General features: G+C 44.1%; 17 protein-coding genes. 15 read left to right on the top strand and 2 right to left on the bottom strand.

Annotated elements, in window-relative coordinates; all coding sequences use genetic code 11:
• Positions 1–295: 295 nt before the first annotated feature.
• From prfB to MHH46_RS29625, 12 genes are all read left to right on the top strand, one after another.
• A protein-coding gene (prfB, locus tag MHH46_RS29680; protein WP_139329815.1) for a peptide chain release factor 2 occupies positions 296–1409 on the top strand; the annotation gives its coding sequence in 2 pieces (ribosomal slippage) (positions 296–367 and positions 369–1409; 1113 coding nt in all).
• 102 nt (positions 1410–1511) lie between these two features.
• The gene (locus MHH46_RS29675) at positions 1512–2396 is read left to right on the top strand and encodes a YitT family protein (protein WP_036678511.1); all 885 of its coding nucleotides are present in this window, start codon (positions 1512–1514) and stop codon (positions 2394–2396) included.
• A gap of 177 nt (positions 2397–2573) precedes the next feature.
• On the top strand, positions 2574–3629 hold the full coding sequence (argC, locus tag MHH46_RS29670; RefSeq protein WP_076192412.1) for an N-acetyl-gamma-glutamyl-phosphate reductase: 1056 nt from the start codon (positions 2574–2576) through the stop codon (positions 3627–3629).
• A 20-nt stretch (positions 3630–3649) separates the two neighbouring features.
• A complete protein-coding gene (gene argJ / locus MHH46_RS29665; protein WP_076192414.1) occupies positions 3650–4882 on the top strand; it encodes a bifunctional ornithine acetyltransferase/N-acetylglutamate synthase in 1233 nt (410 codons plus the stop codon).
• A 41-nt stretch (positions 4883–4923) separates the two neighbouring features.
• On the top strand, positions 4924–5754 hold the full coding sequence (gene argB, locus MHH46_RS29660) for an acetylglutamate kinase (RefSeq protein WP_076192417.1): 831 nt from the start codon (positions 4924–4926) through the stop codon (positions 5752–5754).
• Between the two features lie 69 nt (positions 5755–5823).
• Positions 5824–7110 carry an acetylornithine transaminase gene (locus tag MHH46_RS29655; RefSeq protein ID WP_076192420.1) on the top strand — a complete coding sequence of 429 codons (1287 nt, stop codon included), beginning with the start codon at positions 5824–5826 and terminating at the stop codon, positions 7108–7110.
• On the top strand, positions 7107–8075 hold the full coding sequence (gene argF, locus MHH46_RS29650) for an ornithine carbamoyltransferase (protein ID WP_036678521.1): 969 nt from the start codon (positions 7107–7109) through the stop codon (positions 8073–8075). The genes MHH46_RS29655 and argF overlap by 4 nt, the downstream gene beginning before the upstream one ends.
• Before the next feature lie 292 nt (positions 8076–8367).
• A complete protein-coding gene (locus MHH46_RS29645; protein ID WP_076137265.1) occupies positions 8368–9603 on the top strand; it encodes an argininosuccinate synthase in 1236 nt (411 codons plus the stop codon).
• Between the two features lie 94 nt (positions 9604–9697).
• The gene (gene argH, locus MHH46_RS29640; RefSeq protein WP_076192422.1) at positions 9698–11113 is read left to right on the top strand and encodes an argininosuccinate lyase; all 1416 of its coding nucleotides are present in this window, start codon (positions 9698–9700) and stop codon (positions 11111–11113) included.
• 137 nt (positions 11114–11250) lie between these two features.
• A complete protein-coding gene (locus MHH46_RS29635) occupies positions 11251–12450 on the top strand; it encodes a phosphoenolpyruvate hydrolase family protein (RefSeq protein WP_076182123.1) in 1200 nt (399 codons plus the stop codon).
• Between the two features lie 100 nt (positions 12451–12550).
• Positions 12551–13759 (top strand): Tm-1-like ATP-binding domain-containing protein, encoded by a 1209-nt coding sequence (locus MHH46_RS29630; protein ID WP_076179797.1) that lies wholly within the window; start codon positions 12551–12553, stop codon positions 13757–13759.
• Positions 13760–13803: 44 nt separating this feature from the next.
• Positions 13804–14640: a phosphoenolpyruvate hydrolase family protein gene (locus MHH46_RS29625; RefSeq protein WP_076123853.1), complete on the top strand. Its 837-nt coding sequence runs from the start codon at positions 13804–13806 to the stop codon at positions 14638–14640.
• 113 nt (positions 14641–14753) lie between these two features.
• On the opposite strand, the gene MHH46_RS29620 is transcribed toward MHH46_RS29625, so the two are convergent.
• On the bottom strand, positions 14754–15542 hold the full coding sequence (locus MHH46_RS29620) for an alpha/beta hydrolase family protein (protein WP_076123851.1): 789 nt from the start codon (positions 15540–15542) through the stop codon (positions 14754–14756).
• Between the two features lie 188 nt (positions 15543–15730).
• On the opposite strand from MHH46_RS29620, the gene MHH46_RS29615 reads away from it, so the two are divergent.
• The 3 genes from MHH46_RS29615 to MHH46_RS29605 are packed head-to-tail and all read left to right on the top strand — an operon-like array spanning position 15731 to position 18622.
• On the top strand, positions 15731–16282 hold the full coding sequence (locus MHH46_RS29615) for a prepilin-type N-terminal cleavage/methylation domain-containing protein (protein WP_076192425.1): 552 nt from the start codon (positions 15731–15733) through the stop codon (positions 16280–16282).
• On the top strand, positions 16266–16808 hold the full coding sequence (locus MHH46_RS29610; RefSeq protein ID WP_038573563.1) for a type II secretion system protein: 543 nt from the start codon (positions 16266–16268) through the stop codon (positions 16806–16808). Before MHH46_RS29615 ends, MHH46_RS29610 begins: the two co-directional genes overlap by 17 nt.
• A 14-nt stretch (positions 16809–16822) precedes the next feature.
• Positions 16823–18622: a hypothetical protein gene (locus tag MHH46_RS29605; RefSeq protein ID WP_076140747.1), complete on the top strand. Its 1800-nt coding sequence runs from the start codon at positions 16823–16825 to the stop codon at positions 18620–18622.
• A gap of 85 nt (positions 18623–18707) precedes the next feature.
• On the opposite strand, the gene MHH46_RS29600 is transcribed toward MHH46_RS29605, so the two are convergent.
• On the bottom strand, positions 18708–23312 hold the full coding sequence (locus tag MHH46_RS29600) for a DUF5057 domain-containing protein (RefSeq protein ID WP_076192428.1): 4605 nt from the start codon (positions 23310–23312) through the stop codon (positions 18708–18710).
• Positions 23313–23563: the final 251 nt, after the last annotated feature.

Below are 23563 nucleotides of genomic sequence, written 5' to 3'. Positions count from 1 at the left end.
CTAACCATAAAGAGCGGCTGGGCCCGGGGGTATCCCCCGTTTACGGCCCAGTCGCTTTTTTTGGATATTTAGCACTTTGAGTGAATGTGGAATGGAGAGAAGGTTTGGAACTGGAGAAACGGAGTGTTCGCCTTTGTTTCGGGATTCCAACCGCTATGCGGTTATCAATTCAAGGAATCTGGAAACAACAGCGATCGGAAGTCCAATCCTTCTCGGAATGGCTGAACATTCACTCATTACTAACTTTCCAATAACGACGACCGTAACAACCTATTTTGAAAGGTGAAGTGACCATATGATTGAAGCTAATGTAAAGCAGGATCTGCGTGAAATAGGCAAGAAACTAACTGACCTTAGGGGGTCTCTTTGACTTAGATCTTAAGCAAGAGATGATCTCGAACTTTGAAGAAAAAATGGCTGCTCCAGGCTTCTGGGATAATCCAGAGCAGGCACAGAGCGTGATCGGCGAGATGAATGCCGTGAAATCGTCCGTGGATCAATACGAGAAGCTGCAACAAGAATACGACGATGCTGCGATGATGGCAGAGCTTGCGGATGAAGAGGGCGATGAAGATCTTGCGGCAGAGATTGGGGAGACGATCAGCAGTTTAGGCAGCAAAGTGGATGAATTCGAGCTGCAATTGCTACTTAACCAGCCGTATGACAAGCTGAATGCTATTCTTGAGCTCCATCCAGGTGCGGGCGGTACGGAATCCCAAGACTGGGGCCAGATGCTACTGCGGATGTATACCCGTTGGGCTGAAAAACGTGGATTCAAGGTTGAGGTGCTGGACTACTTACCGGGTGATGAAGCGGGAATCAAGAGTGTCACATTACTTATTAAAGGCTTCAACGCCTACGGATATCTGAAAGCTGAAAAAGGTGTACATCGGCTAGTACGGATTTCTCCGTTTGACTCTTCGGGCAGACGGCATACCTCTTTTGTATCCTGTGATGTCGTTCCGGAAATTGCCGATGATGTAGAAGTTGAAATTCGTACTGAGGATTTGAAGATCGATACGTATCGGGCGAGCGGCGCCGGTGGACAGCATATCAATACCACAGACTCTGCGGTGCGGATTACTCACTTACCTACGGGTGTGGTGGTAACCTGTCAGAACGAACGTTCACAGATCAAAAACCGCGAGCAAGCAATGAAGATGCTGCGTTCCAAGTTGTATGAGCGTAAACTGCAAGAACAGCAACAGCATTTGGATGAGATTCGCGGTGAGCAATCCGATATTGCTTGGGGCAGTCAGATCCGTTCCTATGTATTCCATCCGTATAACATGGTTAAGGATCACCGTACTTCCGTGGAAACGGGGAATGTGGGTTCTGTTATGGACGGAGATATTGATGTATTCATTGATGGTTACCTGCGTAGCCAGATCAAGATTGAGGCAGAATAAAAGAGAAAGTTTCGGGGGAAACGGATACCATTCATGGATTAGGATGGGATGGCCGTTTCTTCTTTCGTAGAGCAAGATGACACTTTAAGGAGAGCCTTTGAAATGCAAAAAGTCAATTCACGTAATAAACCCCCACTGATTCCTCTGAATGGCCCACTCCGACATGTGGTGGATACGATGTTAATTTTGCTCGGATCGCTAGTTACAGCGCTGGGGTTTAATCTTTTTTTTCTGCCTAATCATATTGCTTCTGGTGGTGTATCCGGTCTGTCGGTATTGGCTGAAGCTTGGTTTGGGGCTGAGCCGGCATTTACGCAATGGGCGCTTAATATTCCGTTGTTTGTACTCGGGGTAATCTTCTTGGGTAAACAATACGGAGTTCGCTCGCTCCTTGGGAGCTTTGTGTTGCCGCTCTTTATCTTGTTGACAAAAGATTTGCCTGCACCTACCACCAATCCACTCTTAGCCTCCATTTATGGCGGTATCTGTGTGGGGGTGGGGTTAGGTCTTGTGTTCCGCGGACGGGGCTCGACAGGTGGACTTACTATTTTGGCGCAGATTATTCAAAAGATATCCGGTCTCAGCTTCTCGATTTCTGTAGTGCTGCTGGACGGGACGGTCATTGTGCTGGCTGCTTTTATACTCGGTATGGAACAAGCACTGTATGCACTGATCGGTCTGTTTGTTACAGGTAAGGCCATTAATGCGATAGAGGTAGGCTTCCGTTATACAAAGGTGGCTTACATAATCTCGGACAAGACGGAAGAAATATCTGAGGCGATTTTGAATGATCTGGATCGGGGTCTGACGAAGCTGGATGCACATGGCGGTTATACTGGTGATGAGCGTACGGTGCTAATGGTTGTAGTAGGTCAGAATGAGGTTTCCAGATTAAAAGCGATTGTTCAATCGGTAGATACTAGTGCTTTTGTGATTATAACTGAGGCGCATGAGGTGCTGGGTGAAGGCTTTAAAAGAGAAGTGTAATTTCTCCGAAAGGAGAAGCTACGCTTCTCTTTTTTTGTAAATAGAATTATATTTAGGAATAAAGAAAGTTAACACTATGTGTTGTATTTATATTAATTCAGTCGTATAATAATACATATTTCTAAGACGGTATGCATTATATTATTTATTATAATTCATGATAAGCAGGAAGTGGGGATGACAGTGGAAGGCAAGCTGAGAGCGGCGATTGTTGGATCAACGGGTTATGGGGGCGTAGAGCTGATTCGGCTGCTACAAAGTCATCCTAAGGTAGAGATTACTTCGGTAATTTCCTCATCAAGTGCAGGGGATGCTATAGAGGAAGGTTTTCCGCATTTGACGGGCATCATTGATCGAAGGCTGGATGGCGTTGACCCGGCTCAGATGGCTGAGCGGGCGGATGTGGTATTTACGGCAACGCCGTCGGGTGTGAGCGCAAAGCTGGTGCCGCAGCTGCTGGAAGCTGGACTTAAGGTCGTGGATCTGTCCGGTGATTTCCGATTGAAGGATGGTGCAGAGTATGAGCACTGGTATAAACATCCCGCTCCGGCTGATGAATATCTAGAGCAGGCTGTATACGGACTTTGCGAGGTGTTTGGAGAGCGTGCGGCTGGGGTTGATTTTATATCTAATCCAGGCTGTTATCCTACAGCTACACTTCTTGGACTAATTCCTGCAATTCAGGCAGGTTGGATTAAGCACGACAGTATTATTATTGATGCGAAATCAGGAGTTACTGGAGCAGGACGCGGAACAAGCCTGATGGTACATTATGCAGAGATTAATGAGAACTTTAAAGCTTATAAAATCAATAAGCATCAACATATACCAGAAATTGAGCAGACGCTCACAGAGATTGCGGGAGAAAAGGTAACGGTAACGTTCACCACACATCTCGTGCCGATGAGCCGGGGAATTATGAGTACGATGTATGCAGGGATGATGGACAATTATACGGAGCAGGATTTTGTGAATTTATACCGTGAATATTATGCGGGCCGGCCATATGTGCGGGTGCGTGATGTAGGTGTGATTCCGGCGACAAAAGAAGTTAGCGGCTCTAATTATTGTGATATTGGATTTGCAACAGATGCTCGTACAGGGCGGGTGACCATAGTCTCCGTCATTGATAATGTTGTAAAAGGTGCGGCAGGGCAGGCAATACAGAACCTTAATTTGATGATGGGATGGGAGGAAACCCTTGGCCTCGGCTACACACCTGTGTATCCATAAGGATCAGCGGTACAAATAATATGAGCGAGATTGAGTTATTTACCACCTTGGAGGGTGGAAGCATCACTTCACCTAACGGTTTTAGGTCCGGAGGATTGCATTGTGGATTGAAAAAAACAGATCGCAACGATCTCGGAGTGATTCTGTGTGAAGTTCCGGCAACGGCTGCGGCCGTGTATACTACGAATGTTTTTCAGGCGGCCCCGCTGAAAGTGACTCGGGAAAGCCTTTCGAACGGAGTATTGCAGGCGGTTATCGTGAACAGCGGGAATGCCAATGCCTGCACAGGCGAACAAGGTGAAGCAGATGCTTATGAGATGCGCGCTGCTGCGGCTCAGCATTTAGGTGTGGCCGTTAATGATGTGGCTGTTGCTTCGACTGGAGTTATCGGTGAACTGTTGAAGATGGACTGCGTACGTACCGGAATTACTGCAATACCAGAGAAGCTGGACGGAGGAGCTATTGGCGCGGAGGAATTCTGCCAAGCTATACTTACCACTGATTTAGTTAAAAAAGAGATCGCCGTGAAGGTGCTCATTGGCGGTGTAGAAGTTACAATTGCCGGAGCTGCAAAGGGCTCAGGGATGATCCATCCTAACATGGCTACCATGCTTGGCTTTATGACCACGGATGCTGATATTGCAGCGGAGGATTTACTTAGTCTTTTACGTTCAGCTACGAATGTTACTTTTAATATGATTACAGTCGATGGAGATACTAGCACCAATGATATGTTAGTGTCGATGGCGAGTGGGCTTGCCGGTAATGAGAAGCTGACACGGCTGCATCCGGATTGGGACGCTTTTGCTGCTGGATTCACTTATGTGTGCCAGACGCTTGCCAAAGCGATTGCTCGAGATGGCGAAGGTGCAACTCACCTGATTGAGGTTCAAGTGAATGGTGCTGTTCATGATGAGGCGGCGGCAGCGATTGCCAAGACAGTGGTTGGTTCTAGTCTAGTGAAATCTGCTATTTTTGGAGCGGATGCGAACTGGGGGCGGATTATTGCTGCGGTTGGACGCGCGGGTGTTCCGGTATCGCCGGAGCATGTGAACATCTCGTTAGGGGATATTGAGGTGCTTTTGCACTCGAAGCCAGTCGCTTTTGACGAGGAAAAGGCTTTGGCCTATTTGCAAAAAAGTGAAACTGTGCTGATCACTGTAGATCTGCATGATGGAAGTGGAAAAGCAACGGCTTGGGGCTGTGACCTAACTTACGATTATGTGCGTATTAACGCCGCATATCGCACTTGATTTATGGCGTGTTAAGCCCATAAGGGAAGGATATCGATTATATGACGCTAAATAGCGAGCTTGAACTTATAGATGCTTTAGATGGTAGTGGATTGTTTGTAATGAAATGCGGCGGCAGTACGCTTGCGGCTCTACCTGATTCTTTTTTTGAGGATTTGCGAGATTTGCAGGAGGAGGGCATTCAGCCAGTAATTGTTCATGGTGGAGGGCCAGCCATTTCCGAGAATCTAGCGAAACTGGGCATTGAAAGCAGCTTTGTGAATGGCCTGCGAGTAACCACCGAGGAAGTACTAGATGTTGTAGAGATGACGCTGGCAGGGAGTATAAACAAGGCGATTGTCCGGCGAATTCAAGGGAGTGGCGGTCTAGCTCTGGGGCTTTCGGGCATCGATGGCAATATGATTATTGCTAAACCAGTGGCGAACAGCGCCGAAGTAGGTTTGGTAGGAGAAGTAACGGAAGTTAAGGCTGAGATCGTAACTGGTATTGTTGGGATGGGTTATATTCCTGTCATTGCACCTATCGGAGTAGATGCAGCAGGTCAGCGCTACAATATTAACGCAGATACGGCAGCAGGGGCAGTTGCTTCCTATGTGGAGTCTCCCAAAATGATCGTCGTCACAGATGTGCCAGGCATCTTGAGTACAGTGGAAGGTGAAAAGATTGTGCTTCCCTCCGTTACTGTACAGGAAATCGAAGCCTTGATCAAAAGTGGGGAAATCTACGGTGGCATGATCCCCAAAGTTCGGGCAGCTATCGATTGCATTCAGGGCAGCGTATCAGAGGTTATCATTGTGGATGGAAAAGAACCACGGGTGCTTAGTCGAGTACTGCAAGGTGAAGCGATAGGTACACGTATTATTCGTTCGTAGAATCATAGATGAATACAAATTAGAGGCGCAGCCTGTTCACAGGAGCAGCCGATGGGAGAGTGACTTAGAATGAGCAAGCTTACACAAGCGGAGTTGGATTCGCAAGCAGGGGCACAGCAGACCGATACAGTAGGATCAGGTACATCGGATGTTGCAGCAGGCAAGCTGAGTGCAGTGTTCCCTTCTTACGCCAGATATGATATCAGCTTAGTTAAAGGCAAGGGCACCTGGGTATGGGATGATAAAGGCAATAAGTATCTGGATTTCACCAGTGGATTGGCTGTGACCAGTCTAGGTCATGCTCCTGAAAAAGTCGGCGCTAAGCTGAAGGATCAGATTGATACGCTCTGGCATGTCTCGAATCTGTTCCATATTCCGGGACAAGATAAAGTTGCCAACCTTCTGACAGAGAATAGCTGCGCTGATCAAGTATTTTTCTGCAATAGCGGGGCAGAAGCGAATGAGGCTGCTATTAAGCTGGCCCGCCGTTACCATCAGAAGATTAAAGGTGTCGACCGTTATGAGGTTATCACATTCGAACAATCCTTCCATGGACGTACACTGGCAACACTAACAGCTACAGGCCAGCAAAAGGTAAAAGAAGGCTTCCTGCCGCTTCCAGCAGGTTTCAAGACCGTACCCTTGCATGATCTCCCAGCGTTAGAAGCTGCTATCGGAGATCATACAGCTGCTATCATGCTGGAGATGGTACTTGCAGAGGGTGGCGTGCTTGAGGTAGAACCTGAGTTCTTGAACGCTGTAGTGGCCTTGTGTAAGAAACACGGATTGCTTCTGATTGTAGATGAGGTACAGACAGGTATGGGACGTACAGGCAAGCTGTTCGCTCATCAGCATTATGGAATTGAACCGGATATTTTCACCTTGGCTAAGGGGATAGCTAGCGGGTTCCCGGCAGGTTTAATGCTTGGCAAAGGGTATTTGCGTGAAGCCTTCTCAGCGGGCAGCCATGCGTCCACCTTCGGGGGAACACCGCTAGCAACAGCTGTTATGGCAGCGACGATTGAGACGATGCTGGAAGATGAGCTTCCACAGCGCGCCGAAGATATGGGTAAGTACCTGACAGGTCTTTTGAAAGAGAAGCTGGCGGACTGTTCTTTTGTGAAGGATATCCGTGGTAAAGGGCTGTTGATCGGGATTGAATGTCAATCCCCAGTGGGCGATATTGTACTGGCTGGACAAAAGAAAGGCCTGTTGTTCGTGACAGCCGGTCCTAATGTCCTTCGTCTGCTGCCTAATCTATATGTAAGCAAAGAGGAGATCGACCAAGCGGTGGACATCCTATGCGAACTCATTCATACTTATGCTAAACAAGCAAACGGGGAGGTAAGCTCATGAGTCAGGGCGTACAGAGTAACAAGCACACCATTGCGCAGCAGCTGAAAGGCCGTGATTTACTGGAGCTGAACGACTACAGCCCGGAGGAAATTACGTATCTGATTGATTCGGCGATTGAGCTGAAGAAGAAACAGAAAAATGGCGAAGAATTTCAGCCGCTGAAGGGTAAAACCATTGGTCTTATTTTTGAAAAATCCTCTACACGTACGCGTGTGTCGTTTGAAGTTGGAATGTATCAGCTGGGAGGGCATGCCCTTTTCTTGAGCAAAAATGATATCCAGCTTGGACGCGGAGAAACTGTTGGAGATACAGCGCAAGTAATGTCGCGTTATCTCGATGGAATTATGATCCGTACCTTCGGTCATGACAAGGTTGAAGATCTCGCTCGTTATGCTTCTATTCCCGTAATCAACGGTCTTAGTGACCTGGCACATCCTTGCCAAGTGCTGGCCGATTATCAAACGATTTATGAGCACAAAGGAAAGCTCAAGGGCCTGAAGCTGGCTTACATCGGCGATGGCAACAATATGGCGCATTCCTTAATGATTGGCGGAGCTAAGCTGGGCGTGGACGTATCTATCGCCGGACCGGAAGGTTATGAGCCAGATGCAGCGGTTGTCGCAGAAGCTCGTGAGATCGCTAAAGAAACCGGAGCGAAGATTGTGGTCACTCGCAGCCCGCAAGAAGCTGTACAAGACGCTGACGTCATCTATACAGACGTATGGGCGAGTATGGGCTTCGAGGAGGAGCAAAAGGCACGTGAAGCGGCATTCAAGGACTATCAGGTTAATGAGGAGCTTGTAAAAGGCGCTAAGAGCGATTATCTCTTCCTGCACTGCCTGCCAGCCCACCGTGAGGAAGAAGTCAGCACAGGCGTGATTGACGGCCCTAACTCGGTGATCTTTGATCAGGCTGAGAACCGGCTGCATGCACAAAAAGCTTTAATGGCTGCGTTGATGAGTTAAGGAATTTAAAAAATATAAAATATAAATCACTATATAAATTGAATTAATGTTGGGCGAAGTTAGACTTTGGACGATGGAGTAATGGAGCGGAATTTTTGGAACTGTAGGAGCGTAGCGTTCGCCTTTATCATCAGATTTTATCCGCACAATGCGGTTTGAAATAAAAGAAATCTGATGATAACAGCGACCGGAAGTCCAAATATTCAGTGTAATTGCGATTTATCGTCAGAGTGCTGGCAAAGGCACGTTTATTTTAATTTATATAGCCCACACGAAAGGAAGTTGCCACACCATGGCTAAAGAAAAAATTGTACTCGCCTATTCCGGCGGATTGGATACATCTGTTATTTTAAAATGGCTTAAAGAAACTTATGACGCGGAGATCATTGCCTTCACTGCTGATATCGGCCAAAAGGAAGAGCTCGACGGTTTGGAGGAAAAAGCACTCGCTACTGGCGCATCGAAAGTATACATTGACGACCTGCGCGATGAGTTCGCTAGCGATTTCATCTATCCAATGTTCCAATCTGGTGCCCTTTATGAAGGCCAATACTTGCTCGGAACTAGTATTGCTCGTCCATTGATCGCCAAGCGCATGGTAGATATCGCCATCGCTGAAGGCGCAACGGCTATCGCGCACGGCGCGACAGGAAAAGGGAACGACCAAGTCCGTTTCGAGCTTGGCGTAGCTGCATTGGCTCCGAACATTAAGGTGATTGCACCTTGGCGTCTAGAAGAGTTCCGCAATCAATTCCCAGGTCGTGCGGAAATGATCGCTTATGCGGAAGCTAATGATATTCCGGTACAAGCCTCTGCGGCGAAGCCGTATTCGATGGACCGTAACTTGCTGCATATCAGCTATGAGAGCGGCGTACTGGAAGATCCTTGGTTTGATCCAAGTGCACCAGAGAACAAAGGAATGTTCCTACTGAGCAATGCTCCTGAGGATGCTCCGGATGAAGCGGAATATTTGGAGCTCGAATTCGTTAAGGGAGACTGCGTAGCCCTGAATGGGGAGTCTTTATCACCCCTTCAAGTTATGGAGAAACTCAATGATCTAGGTGGTAAACACGGCATCGGACGTGTAGATATGGTTGAGAACCGTTTTGTCGGCATGAAGAGCCGTGGGGTATATGAGACTCCAGGTGGAACGATCCTCTTTGTCGCTCATCGCAAAATGGAGTCCATCACGATGGACCGTGAAGTTATGAACCTGCGTGACAGCCTGATCACCCGTTACAGCACTTTGGTGTATAACGGTTTCTGGTTCGCTCCAGAGCGTATTGCACTGCAGGCTCTTGTGACGCAGAGCCAACAAAATGTAACGGGTACTGTTCGAATTAAACTGTACAAAGGCAATATCATTGGCGCTGGAGTGAAGAGCCCAGTCAGCTTATACAATCCTGAGATTGCAACAATGGAAGCTGATCCTACACAAGCTTATGATCAAGGGGATGCTACTGGTTTTATCCACTTGAACGCATTGCGCCTTAAGGTTTCTACAGGTGTAAATGGAGCTTCTAAATAGTACGATAACATAAACTTAAACGGGCAACCCCGAAGGCCGTTCCTCCCGTCAGGATAGGAGCGGCCCTCTGGCGTCCAAGAGGAGGAAACAACAGGTGAGCAAGCTTTGGGGCGGACGGTTTACTAAAGGAACGAACAAGCTGGTGGAGGAATATACGGCTTCCATTGGCTTTGACAAGGCTTTGGCCAAAGAGGATGTGCAAGGCAGTCTGGCACATGTCACGATGCTGGGCAAATGCGGAATCCTTCCACAAGAAGACGTGGAAACAATCAAACAAGGCCTGAATAAAGTGCTGGACAAGGTCAATGCTGGAGAGGTTGTTTTCTCAGTATCGGATGAAGACATCCATATGAATATTGAAAAACATCTGATCGAGGAAATCGGTCCAGTTGGCGGTAAGCTGCACACAGGACGTAGCCGTAACGATCAAGTGGCGACGGACATGCACCTTTACTTACGTGGCCGTGTAGTTGAGCTAGTTAGTTTGCTGCATGAGCTGCAGGAAGCTTTGATCGAACAAGCAAAAGACAATGTGGAGACCATCATCCCTGGTTATACGCATTTGCAACGGGCACAGCCGATCCTGTTTGCTCATCACTTGCTGGCTTACGTATCGATGTTCCGCCGCGATGCAGAACGTCTGACGGACAGCTACAAACGGATCAACGTGCTGCCACTCGGAGCAGGAGCGCTTGCTGGAACGACCTTCCCGATTGACCGTCATTTTGTAGCGGAACAACTGGGTTTTGACAGTGTGTATGAGAACAGTCTGGATGCTGTCAGCGACCGCGATTTCATCGTGGAGTTCTTGGCGAATGCTTCCCTTATCATGACACATCTATCCAGACTCAGTGAGGAACTGGTGCTGTGGAGCAGCACAGAGTTCAGCTTTGTAGAACTGGATGATGCTTTCTGCACAGGCAGCAGCATTATGCCGCAGAAGAAGAACCCTGACGTACCAGAGCTGGTGCGGGGCAAAACAGGCCGCGTTTACGGCAACCTGATTGGCTTGCTGACGGTGCTGAAATCATTGCCACTGGCGTACAACAAGGATATGCAGGAAGACAAAGAAGGCATGTTCGATACGGTTACTACGCTGACTGGTGCACTGCAATTGTTCGCGCCGATGATCTCCACTATGAAGGTGAACAAAGGTCGTATGCGTGAAGCGGTGAACACGGATTTCTCGAATGCAACGGATATTGCCGACTTCTTGGTAGGCAAGGGGCTTCCTTTCCGCCAAGCGCATGAGGTAATTGGGAAAACGGTACTCTACTGCATCAACGAAGGCAAATTCTTGTTGGATTTGACGCTGGAAGAGTTCAAGCAATTCTCATCGCTGTTTGACGAGAATATCTATGCTGTTCTTCAACCGGAAGCTGTAGTTAACGCTCGTAACGTTTATGGCGGCACAGCCACTGTTCAGGTGAAGGCTGCAATTGAACGGGCAGAGCTGGCATTGCACGAAGCTAATGAATGGGTTGTACAACACGGAGACGCTATATTGTAAACCGTATCAATATCAAATCTCGCCTCAGACCTTTATAGGTATCAGGCGGGATTTTTTTATTATCTAAATGAACTATGACTGGATTAGCAGTGTTCTTTACGGTTATCCTTAGGTTAGAGATAGGAGGGTTCGTAGGTATGAACAGAGAGCAAATCCTAGACGAGCTTAGATCGGAATTAAAAGTAGGCAATCATATTATTGGAGTAGCCACCGGTGCTGGTATAACGGCAAAGTATGCGAAGCAGGGTGGAGCTGATTTCATTCTGATGTTAAACTCGGGTAAATTTCGCCAGATGGGGAGGAGCTCTCTCGCTGGTATTTTACCATTTTGTAATAGCAATGATATGGTGATGGACTTTGCATCTAGAGAGATCATACCGTTGGTCAGAGATATCCCTATTATTTTTGGCCTCAATGCAACTGATCCGACCAAAGATATGGAATCCTATATAAGTGAAATAAAGAATAGAGGCTTTGCCGGCATTAACAATTACCCCACGGTGGGTTTAATAGATGGTCAATTTGGAGAAGCGCTCGAAGAAGAGGGGAATGGTTATCTACTTGAAGTAGAAGCCATAAGAATAGCCCATGAGAAGGATTTGTTTACCATTGCTTTTGTATTTGACGAAATCCAGGCAGCACAGATGATCGAAGCTGGAGCGGATATTATTTGTGCACATCTAGGTCTAACAGAAGGCGGGTTATTAGGCGCTAAAAAAGTATTCTCTCTGGAAGCTGCCAAGGTTAAAGCGGATAAGATATTTAATACATGCAATGAGCTAAAGCCAGATTTAATTAAGCTGGTTTACGGTGGTCCGGTGAAAACGCCAATTGATGTGCAATATATGTACAGCAATAATCAAAACTTGATGGGATATATCGGAGGCTCTGCTTTTGAAAGAATTCCCTCGGAGAAGTCCATTACGAATATAACCAAAGCTTTTAAAGTGTCGGGGACGCTGGATGAAGATGATTTTATGGTCAAAATGTTAGACGGCATCACAAAGCACTATGATTATGTTGAATTTGTAAAAGAATACGTAGCTCAAAATTATAGGAATGAGATCTTGTTTGCAGATTTAGCTAAGGTGGCACATGTATCCCGAAGTTACTTGAGTAGTTTGTTCACCAAAAAAGTAGGCTGCAGCTTCCAAACGTATCTCGTGCAATTTCGGATGGATAAGGCGGCGGAAATATTACATAGAGACCCTATCCAGTTATCTGAGCTAGCGCCATTAGTTGGATACCAGGATTATGCGCAGTTTAGCAAAATGTTCAAGAAGTATAAAGGGTTCTCTCCAAAACAATATAAATCTAACATAAACACAAAAACATAAGACATAAAAGCGTTTTCATCCATAAATCAAAGAAGTATGATTAACTCATAAGTTGATCATGCTTTTTTTGTTGTAGATATTTGAAGAGGAGGTTGAAGAAATGAAGACGATTGCTATTGCCGGAACTTTTGACACCAAGGGTGAAGAATATCTCTACATTAAAAATTTACTGGAAAGCTTGGAGTTAGGTACGTTTACGATTCATACGGGTGTGTTTGAGCCCACTTTTACACCGGATATCTCTAATAGAGAAGTAGCAGCAGCCGCGGGTGTAAGTATAGATGAGCTCGTTGCCAAAAAAGATAGAGCACTAGCAACAGAATTATTAGCCAAAGGTATGGAAAAATTAGTACCTGAATTATATAAGCAAGGCAAATTTGATGGAATTATCTCCTTTGGGGGCACTGGAGGCACTTCACTTGTAACCCCGGGTATGCGGGCATTACCTATTGGTGTACCTAAAGTGATGGTTTCGACTGTAGCTTCAGGAAATACTGCTCCATATGTAGGCACTAGTGATATTGTCATGATGCCATCCGTAGTGGATGTTGCCGGACTAAACTCTATTTCAACAAAGATTTTTACCAATGCAGCTTTCGCCATCGCCGGTATGCTTAAATTTGAGAATAAACAAGTGATAGAGAAAAAACCATTAGTAGCTACAACAATGTTTGGGGTAACAACCCCATGTGTAACGGCGGCCCGTAACTATCTTGAGGCTAGAGGCTATGAAGTGCTTGTATTCCATGCAACAGGGGTAGGTGGCCAGTCCATGGAAGCGCTAATCGAGGCTGGTTTTATTGAAGGTGTATTGGATCTGACCACAACAGAATGGGCGGACGAAATTATTGGCGGCGTGCTGAATGCTGGACCTCATCGGTTAGAAGCTGCTGGTAAACATCATATTCCACAGGTTGTCTCGGTAGGCGCGCTTGATATGTGCAACTTTGGTCCTTATGATACGGTACCAGCGAAATTTGCTGGGCATAAGTTTTATAAACACAATCCAACAGTTACTCTGATGAGAACAACGGTAGAAGAAAATGAAGCCATCGGCAAAAAGCTTGTCGAGAAATTAAATATGGCCAAAGAGAAAACGGTGTTAATGCTGCCGCTTAAAGGGATATCCGGCATTGATGTTGCAGGGGAAGCTTTTTATGGGGTAGAGGAAGATCAAATGTTATTTGATACCTTAAGAAATGGTGTAAACAGAAATGTTGTCGAGGTTATCGAAATGGATTGTGCCATTAATGATGTGGAGTTTGCAGAAGCAGCAGCGCAGAAGCTAATAGATCTCATGAGCAAATAAGGCTTTTATAAGATAAATAAATATTTAAAATGGAGGCGTTACACATGAACAAAAATACAAGAACTGAAATCATGGCGAAGTTTAGAGAAGAAGTTTCAAATGGAAAGATTCTTTTAGGCGTGGGAGCCGGCACTGGAATTACTGCAAAAAGCAGCGAAGCTGGCGGAGCGGATATGCTGATTGTTTATAATTCAGGAAGATACAGAATGGCAGGCCGGGGATCACTGGCAGGGTTATTATCTTATGGGGATGCCAACCAAATTGTAGTCGAAATGGGCTCGGAAGTATTGCCTGTTGTTAAAAACACCCCTGTATTGGCAGGCGTATGCGGAACGGACCCTTTTAGAGTAATGGAAGTTTATTTAAAACAACTTAAGGAACAAGGTTTTAGCGGCGTGCAAAACTTCCCAACCGTAGGTTTGATCGATGGCGTGTTCAGACAGAATCTAGAAGAGACCGGCATGGGATATGGTTTAGAAGTAGATATGATTAGAGCTGCGCATGAATTGGATATGCTCACCACTCCTTATGTATTTGATCCTGAGCAAGCAAAAGCCATGGCAGAAGCAGGCGCAGATATTTTGGTGGCACATATGGGCTTGACTACCAAAGGTACAATTGGAGCTAAGACCGCTCTGACATTGGATGATTGTGTAGAAAGAATCGAAGCGATTATTAAAGCAGGGAAAGCAGTAAATCCAGATATTATGGTGATTTGTCACGGTGGACCGATTGCAGAGCCGGAAGATGCGGCGTACGTAATTGAACGGACAGAAGGCATAGACGGATTCTTTGGTGCATCGAGTATTGAAAGATTTGCTGCTGAAAAAGGAATCACAGAACAGACTGGATTATTTAAAAATATCACCAAACAAGCATAATTGCCTTCGGCGTCCTTATAATTAAAAAGAACCCTCCGAAGAGGGCAATCTGAGTAGAACAGATATTAAGATGCAGCTTATGGCTGCATCTTTTTGTTGTCTATTAAGTACAGCTAGTTACTTTTTAAAGGTAGCCATGCCAGCACATCGCGGATTTTGGCATCCCAGTATCCCCATTCATGTGTCCCCGGACCTTCTTCATAGGTTAAAGAAAGTGAGGTTGCCTGGCAAGCATCGCGGAATCTCAAGTTATCGGTGTATAGGAAATCTTCTGTGCCACAGCATTGATACAACGCTGGTTTTGGTCCCGTGGAGCGGTTCACTTCCTCAAGCAGCCAAAGAAGGTCTTCCGGCGTTCCGGCGGTATCTTCTTTTCCGAAGATCATTTCGTATTCTTTGCTTTTAGTGGTAGCACCTTCCCCGTTCAAGAAATTATGCGCCATATCAAGTGCTCCAGACAAACTCGCTGCCGCTGCAAAAGACTCGGGTTTACGCAGTCCCAGCTTAATTGCTCCATAACCACCCATCGACAACCCGGCTACAAAGTTCTCCTCGCGTTTATCGGAAAGCGGGAAAAATGAGCGCGCCAGCATCGGCAACTCCTCACTAATGAAGGTCCAATAACGGCCTCCCATCGCCATATCTGTGTAGAAACTGCGGTGCACATTCGGCATTACCACAGCTATCCCCATCTCCGCTACATACCTTTCTATAGAAGTCCGGCGCAGCCAGATCGAATCATCGTCAGACAAGCCATGCAGTAAATACAAAGTAGGGTGAAGATCACCTCTTGTTACATTACTCATCCCGATTTGTGTAGTTGTTTTTTGCGGCAAAATTACAGTCATTGAGGTATTCAAACCTAGTACTTCAGAATAAAATTTGCACTCTATTAAAGCCATTTCATTCATCTCCTCTCTTTCCAAATCATAGCATAGACCTAAAGTGAGAGATATTGTAGAAATATCTGAATTATAAGGGTTTTGAGGATTGCTGTAGCTGGATATGAGAGAATATAATGGAAGTAGAAAATTTAGGAAAAACGTGCAAATACGAAAAGTATTTTCATAGGCGAGAGGCGGAAAGTAGGATGAAACCGGGCCTAAAGCAGGAAAAAGGATTTACGTTAATCGAAGTGCTGGCAGCTATTGTAATTTTATCGATAGTTTCACTGGTGCTTACGTCTTACTTTACTAACGCCATGAGTTACTCTAAATCGAACCAGAACAAAACGATTATGGTCAATCTGGCGCGAAACGCGCTGTTTTATGTGGAGAAGCAGGATTTTGAGGCGATGAAGGAATTTTTTATAAAGCAGAATCATGATGCGATAGAGGCGGCGAAATGCCAAAAGGATACGGATGATTCTCTGAAATGTGAGGATTACAAGGGGCTTGTTCAGGATACAGAAATCTTAAACCAGGTTTTGAATCCTGCAATAAATGGTGTGAACTATCAAATAGATATTAAATATCAGCGTGATCTACATAACCAAAGCTTGGAATCTAGTGATCCGGAGAAACAAAATATGGCAGTATATTTGTTACCTGTGTTGGTCAAAGTCAGCAGAGCGAATTCTTCTGGCGGACCTGAAAGTGAACCTGTTGTGGAGGGATATATTACCGATGAGAAAATTCGTTAATCTTCTTCGCAGAGAAGGCGGCTTTACCTTAGTGGAGCTAATTGTGGCACTATCGTTGTTTACAGTTGCAGCGGGAATTATTTCGGGGATAACAATGCTGGGCTTACGAAGCTATCATAAAATATCGATTGAAAACTCATTACGAGACGAAGGTGATTTGTTAATGTCGGCGATTATAACGGAGTTGTATACATTTGCTCCTGAGAAGGTCACTCCAACTATTCTCAAAAATGATGCAGGGACTATTATTGATAGCTACATTACGTTAGAACGTCAGGATGGAACTAAGTCTCAGATTCGTATTGTTAATGGTGCTCTTACAATAGCAAATCCTGATGTAGTCGATCCACCAGTAGATGCAAGAACTGAGACGATATCTAAATTAGAACAGGGTTCTGCTATAACTTTAGAGTGTCAGAATAGCATCCCTTGTGATAGCGGCTTGATATCTATAGATTTATCGCTAGTTCAGAGCTACGACGGAAGGGATTACCCATTGGAGTTGAAAAGTAAATTCGGATTCTAGGAGGAGCAGGAGGGATGAAGAATAATGAAAGAGGCTCAGCTCTAGTATTAGTTATGTTTGTTGCTCTTCTACTTACTATACTCGGAGTAGCTGTACTCGGGGCAACGATGGGTGGCGCACAACGAACGGAGACAAGGGAAAACGACGTGCAGAGCCTGCATCTGGCTCAAAAGGGGCTCGATGAAGCAGCGGCATACATACAGACGAAGTTGGACGGGCGTACGGATATTGACCCTGATCATATGGAAGATGAGATTAAAAGTATTGTTAGTGAGGTGACCACCAAAGTTGTCGGCGTTAACAATGGCGTAAGTACGGGATTATCTGGAGCTGGCGGTACGATCAAAAGTATCACTTATGAGAAGCAGGATAAGCAAAAATATTATGTAGATATTGAAGCACAAGCCACAGTTAATGGCGTCATCAGACAGCTGAGACAAAAGATTGTCATTGATACCTATCCTGATTTTCTTAAATATGCTTTTGGATCGGAAAAAGTATTAACATTAAACGGAGCACCTGGTCTCCATGGCAATATATATGCGGGTGAAGAACTAAACATCAGCGATACGGCTGTTTATACGTATAAGAAAGTGAAAGATCTTAAAGAAAAGACTCAATATCCTAAAGTAGAATTACTAAAAGACTCTGCCAGTCCAGCATCTACGGAACCTCTTCCTGAGGTGCATGTGCAATCACTTGAAAGTATTAAATATTCCGGAAATGGAATTATTAACGCAGCAGTAAATAAAAACAATGCCTCAATTATTCTTCCTAACATACTGGGAGTTAATAAAGAGCAGGTGTTTATCAAACCGCAAAAAAAGTTCGTGCAGATTAATGTGCTGGAATCGTTTCTTGATAAAGTGGAGGAAGCGACAGGGTTGACCGGGAAAAGGTCTGAACTTGAGCAAGCTATTGTGGAAGGAAGATTGGGTAATTACTTAAGTGCAACAGCATTGGATAGATTACCCGATGAGAATCCACCCTACACTGAGCCAGTACTTGAAGATAATCCGACAAAAGAAGAAAAGGATAAGTACGAACTAGAGTACAGCCAATACTTAGAACAATTGAGCATATATCAGAATTCCTTGTTGGATAAGGATTTGAATAATTCTACTGTTTATAACAGTAATCTGCTTATCGATGGAATTGATTACAAACAGTTAAAGTTTAGTGATGAAGCCAAAACAGGTAATCCTTCTAATAAGCCCAAATGGTTTATTGTTAATGGTGATCTGGAGGTAAATAACTATAGTCCAGATATAACTAAATTTTTGGAGATTCAAGCTAATATTCTAGTTACAGGTAATGTTACTATTAAAGGACAGGTGAAATTCAACTCTACTATGTTTGTTTTAGGAGAAACGAAAGTCGAGGACGCCGTGATCCAAGGTTTAAGTAGTAAGGAGTTAGTCCTCATATCTCAAGGAGATGTGCTCATTAACCGAATTGATACTTTTACTAATCCACCTAAGAAAAAAGTTGAGCAGGATTCATTTTATATGAAAGCTTTTTTTTACACGGATAGTGACGCTGATTTGTACGGAGTGGGGTCAATCTTTTGGTTAAATGGTGGCTTCTTTGCCAAAGGGAATCTTACAGTAAACGCAGTACTAGGAGGAGTAACTGAGCCCTTAGATCCGGCTCTCGGCTTTAATTTTGAAAATCAGGATGCGGATCGATATAATTTGGGTCACCGTTTTCAGATTCAATATAATCAGGATGTTTTTACTCATCAGCAGTCTAGCCTCCCGCGTGTGCAGCAGGTGAATGTAACTGTAGGCCCTCTGGAGCTTGTGAGTCATTGAGACCAATTGAAAAAGGGTATCCTTAAGCGAGTGCTTAGGGATACCCTTTTTTTCGTTGGAAGTTTCTTATTTTTAAATGTAAAGATTAGTAACGATCGTCATTCTGAGGTGCTACAACCTTAACTGTAATATCTGCTTCTGCTGTTGTGCCTGTGCTTCCGGTATAAGTAACTGTAATGGTGGTTGATCCCTTTTTGACACCTGTAACAATTCCTCTGCTATCAATATTGGTTCCATTATCGACACTGGCGATTCCAGAATTGTCGCTTACCCAACTCAAGTTACCTTTGATTTGCTCGATCGAGATGGAGGTAGGGAATGCCCATAAAATATTGGTTAACGGGAAAGTATGGCCCACTTCAATAGTAATGGACTGTTCTTTAAATCTTAACCCTTTCAAAGCATCAACGATGTTAACCTCGTGTGTTGAAGTCATATCTTTGAATGAAACCTCAATCAGCAGTCCTTCTTTAGCGGTATCACCAGCCGTCAATTTAGCGGTTGAGCCATCACTAGAAGGCGTAAGAGTAGCAATATGATCATTCGTAATAGTGTCATCCGTAATATTTTTATCCGTTGATTTCACGAATCTCCATCTTAGCGTTGCTGGATCAGCATCCGTAGGATTTCTACTTGCGCTTAGGTCGATTTGTCCTCCTATCAATACCGTTGTTGGACCTGTAATCGACAATGAGGTTAGTGGGTTAGTAACTGTTATGGTTTTCTCTTGGGTAATTGGAACCGGGTTACTTGAATTTACAGTAAGACTTACTAGGTAAGTTCCTGACTGCGTCGCACTGAAAATCTTTTCGGTATCATCACCGGGATACTCTGGATTGGTATTAATTACAGCAGTGCTTGCCCCAGAGGTAATGTTTTTAACGGACCAGATATAGGTTATGTTGGTCTCAGGTTCTTTACTGTCTTGGACGTACGAGGCACTTAACGTAATGGATTCATAGATTCTCGCTGTTTCATATCCTTTAATTGATAGAGAACGAGAATTACGTTCTTCTACAGTTATGAATGCAGTACCAGTAACTTCGCTACCATCAAGAGCCTTAACAGTGACTTGTGCTGTTCCTTTGGCCAACCCGATAATATCGCCACTGCTGGAGTCTATTTGTACAACTGAAGCATTACTAGTTGTCCAGAGGAATGCAGAATTACTTAAATCAGAAGGCGTAACTATTGGAATTAGTCGAATCTTATCTCCTACATAAATAGCTTTGTCATCCAATTGCAGGGTTTTAATTTTATATTCGGCTGTAAAAGTTAAAGTCTCAAACGAAACCGTAGTCCGCGCTAAATTAGTCGATGAAGGATCTGTTGGGATTGGAACAGGTAGCGGATAGATTTCCGCTGGTAGGCTACCGGTAAAAGGGAAATGGTATAAAGTGGCACTACTCATATTCATTGAAGCTCCAATGATTGTTCCATACACCTGTCCTCCATCAAAGTTTATAGTAGATCGTGGTGCCAGAATGGTTCCGTATACGTTGGCTTGGGAAATTAGCAAAGGCTTGGCGTTAGGGAAGTTGTATAGCACACGGCTACCGTCGCTCCCCAGTGGGAAATGTAAGAATGGTTCACTGTTACTGTCTTGTTGTACATTAACAATTACCGTTGATCCTTGCGGAACCTTAAGCTCGGAACTGTTAAGCGTATTTAACGCTGAACTAGAAATATTAACAATATTGATATCTGAGTTACCTGTGACCGTAAGTTTTCCGTATTCATGAGTCGCCGTGGCATTGGAAGGCAACTTGGCAATAGCATCAGAGAGTCCAAGGAGATAACTCTCTTGCTTGTTGAAATCGAGAAGTTCTCCGTAATTGATGGTACCATTTTGGATAGAACCAGGACGTTGGTCTTTAACGGTGCCTTTAACCATTAGGTTTCCGTAAACTGTTCCTTCAGGAAGGGAAACATCTCCGCCCGTGACAATACCATATGGCACTTGGTCTTTAAATTGTTCATTTACTGTAATACCCGCGTTGTTGAAGTTGACTGTTCCCCCAGAAGCCAGTGGTCCCTTGATAGTGCCTCCACGAAGTGAAGTGGTATGAAGGATAAATGCGTTGTATTTACCTAAGATTCCTAGAGGTGGCAATGTGGCATGAATATCGACATAACTAAGTTTGGAATCATTTAAAATATAGGTTTGGGTCTCGGTCGGTTTAACTGTGATTTGGAACGTTATAGGCTGTTCAGAGTCTGGTTTATAGATTTGGGCGCCGTTCACCGTTTTCAGTGAATAGGTTATGTTATTTAGATTGCGTGTCAATCTAAACCCACTGGTTGCATTTCCAGTGACTATCGTACCGGCTGGTAATTCTCCTAAAATCTCCAGGTTAGGTGGGAGATTCTCGGTAAATACAATATCCGATATTAATTGTGTGTTAGAGGTCTGGTTGACCGTGCCGACTTTATCAAACGGTACAGATTTTGGGGTGATGGAATAACTAAGAGTGACCGGTTCTCCCTTTTCTATTTTGCCGTTCACAACATTCTGAGAGAGAGATCGTGTTACACTCAAATTGGTGTTCGACGGCAGGACATTTACTCTGAGCGTTTTAATTGAGAGCGCCCCATTTTGATCCCAAGCTTTAATTTCGATGTCGAGTAGACCTCCGTTAGGAAGCGGATTGTCAACTGTTCTATATATATTTTGACCGGACTTGATGTCCATCTTGCTTATTTCATTCATAGGAAAGTATGTGTTCCCTGATTTGAAACGGACTTCAGTTGTTAGATCACGATCGTTAAAGTCCAGATCAGTTACTGTATAGTCGACAAGGAGTGTTTTTTGATAAGACGGAATCGATGAATCATTAGCCGGCGTATGCACGGTAATCTCTGGAGCATGATTGGCACCAATAAAAGCACGATACATAGTATTAACGAACAATTGTTGTTCCCAGACAGGGAATTTCTTTAGATTGGCTGGAATATCACTTACTCCAAAAAAGTGACCTGTACCTGAGTAGGTAATATTTCCTTTGGAATATGTGTAATATTGATTCCAGCTATCCTCGGTATCACGTTGGTATTGATTATATTCTCCATTTGGTTTTATCCTCGTACCTGATGCTTCACTTTGAATGTTATACCAAGATACTACTTCGGGATCTTCCAGATTAAGTGTGAAGTACTGGTTATGTGTTGGTGCAATTTGTGGTGTGGAAATATCGATTTGCTGGTTGCTGTCGTCCCTCTTGCTTAGATAAAAAGGATATTCCATCAAAAGCCCGTCATTCACCGGCTTAACCTTGGTGGAAAGATTGATGGCATTATGGCCTAAGTTGGTCTCAGGATTCACCTGACCAGTAATCCCCATGAAATTATTGATCCAGTTCTTTTTATTTGCATCTAAATTAATGATGGTATCGTGAGTGAACAAGGCGCTTTGCTTGAAAGTACCAGTAAATTGTGTAATAGCGTTAATCGCATTAGTGTTTAAATTAGATTTTTTGTAGTATTCGTCTACAAATCCAAAGATGAGCATGTCATAGGTGCCATTTAATCCGTAACTATGTGTTGCAGCATAGCTGTCATCAACATATTTTTTAAATTCAGTCATCGTTTTGATTTTTATATCGAGCTTATAGTCAGATGTATCGAGAAAATTTGGATTCATATTACTAGTGTCTAGGAGGCTGCTTTCCGTTAGAGTGTCAGGCATAATCTGAAGAATATTTACTATGGTTTTCTCGCCACGGTAACGAATTACACCGCTGTCGAAGTCTTTTAATTGTCTACTGTGATAATCATTAACTTCTAGCTTCCAGTAGAGCAACCCAGAGTATGTTTTTGGCAGAGTGTATTCAATAGTTCCGCTGGACGTACTAATCTCAGTTTCAGCAACGACCTGTTCTTCTCCCATTTTGATGGATTTATCAAGACCAACGTACAGTTTGACTGAGAGTGGAGCACTATTTTGTGTAGAGGGTGTGGTGACATTGAAATTAAAAGAAAGCTTCTCCCCAGGAACATAGATTTTGCTGTTAGTTGCATTAGGGTCATAGTTGGGAATTCTATTCGTAATTTGTAGACGAGGGCGTTTCTTCAAGTCGCTTATGTATTTGGAGTCTTGTTTTTTTAAATCGGCAAAAATATCCGCCAGTTCACTGTCATCTACAAACTTAACATTTGGGTTGGAGGTGGAAAGACGATAACTGTTAAAAGAGCTGTACAGTATACCTTGCTCAGTTTGAGGTTTTGCATCTTTGTCTTTAAAGGGCTGGCTATGAAAAAAAACATATAATCCCTTGTTGATAAATTCCTTCGTAATTTGATCAGCCTTCAGATGAGTAATGTCATTCTTCATACTTTTGGTATTAAGGGCCTTAGCTCTATTTTCCTCCGAGGCGGGTTGTTGATTACTTACCTGTGCAGGATTGTAAGTCCCCTTCCCGATATATACTGCATCATATCTCCCGTCCAGATCATCCCGCAGCGCCACAAAGCGCTTCATACTCATCGTGTCGATGGTAAGGTTAGATATTCCCGTTTTTAGAGACGCAAGCTCACTAACCCCACTCTCTGTAACCTCCAGCATACGAATTTGGTATTCATTAGAACTGGCATCGACATTCATAAAGTGATTTTTGATTGGCAGAACAAGCAGAAGGAGAAGCAGGGTAGTTACTGTAAAAATAAAAACTTTTTTGTTACTGGCAAGTTTCATTGTCATCTCTCCCTGATTGTTAACTATTGGCAGATATGGTCGTATTCCGTCTCGTATATGCTAGATTCCGACAGCCTTTTTCATTCCGTGTCGTTGTAAAATTATCCAATCTATGTTATATACATTCTAGGACATTCAGCATTGATAGACAACATAAATCTATTGAAATATACCTATTAAATTATAACTAAAGTCCTAGTTAGATTGAAAAATACTCAAAATTGACAAATTTATGGAAGGTGTATTTATGG

The sequence above is a fragment of the Paenibacillus sp. FSL H8-0175 genome (genome assembly GCF_045040615.1).
GTDB classification, from domain to species: domain Bacteria; phylum Bacillota; class Bacilli; order Paenibacillales; family Paenibacillaceae; genus Paenibacillus_AQ; species Paenibacillus_AQ odorifer.
This window is presented reverse-complemented; position numbering and strand designations above follow the sequence as displayed.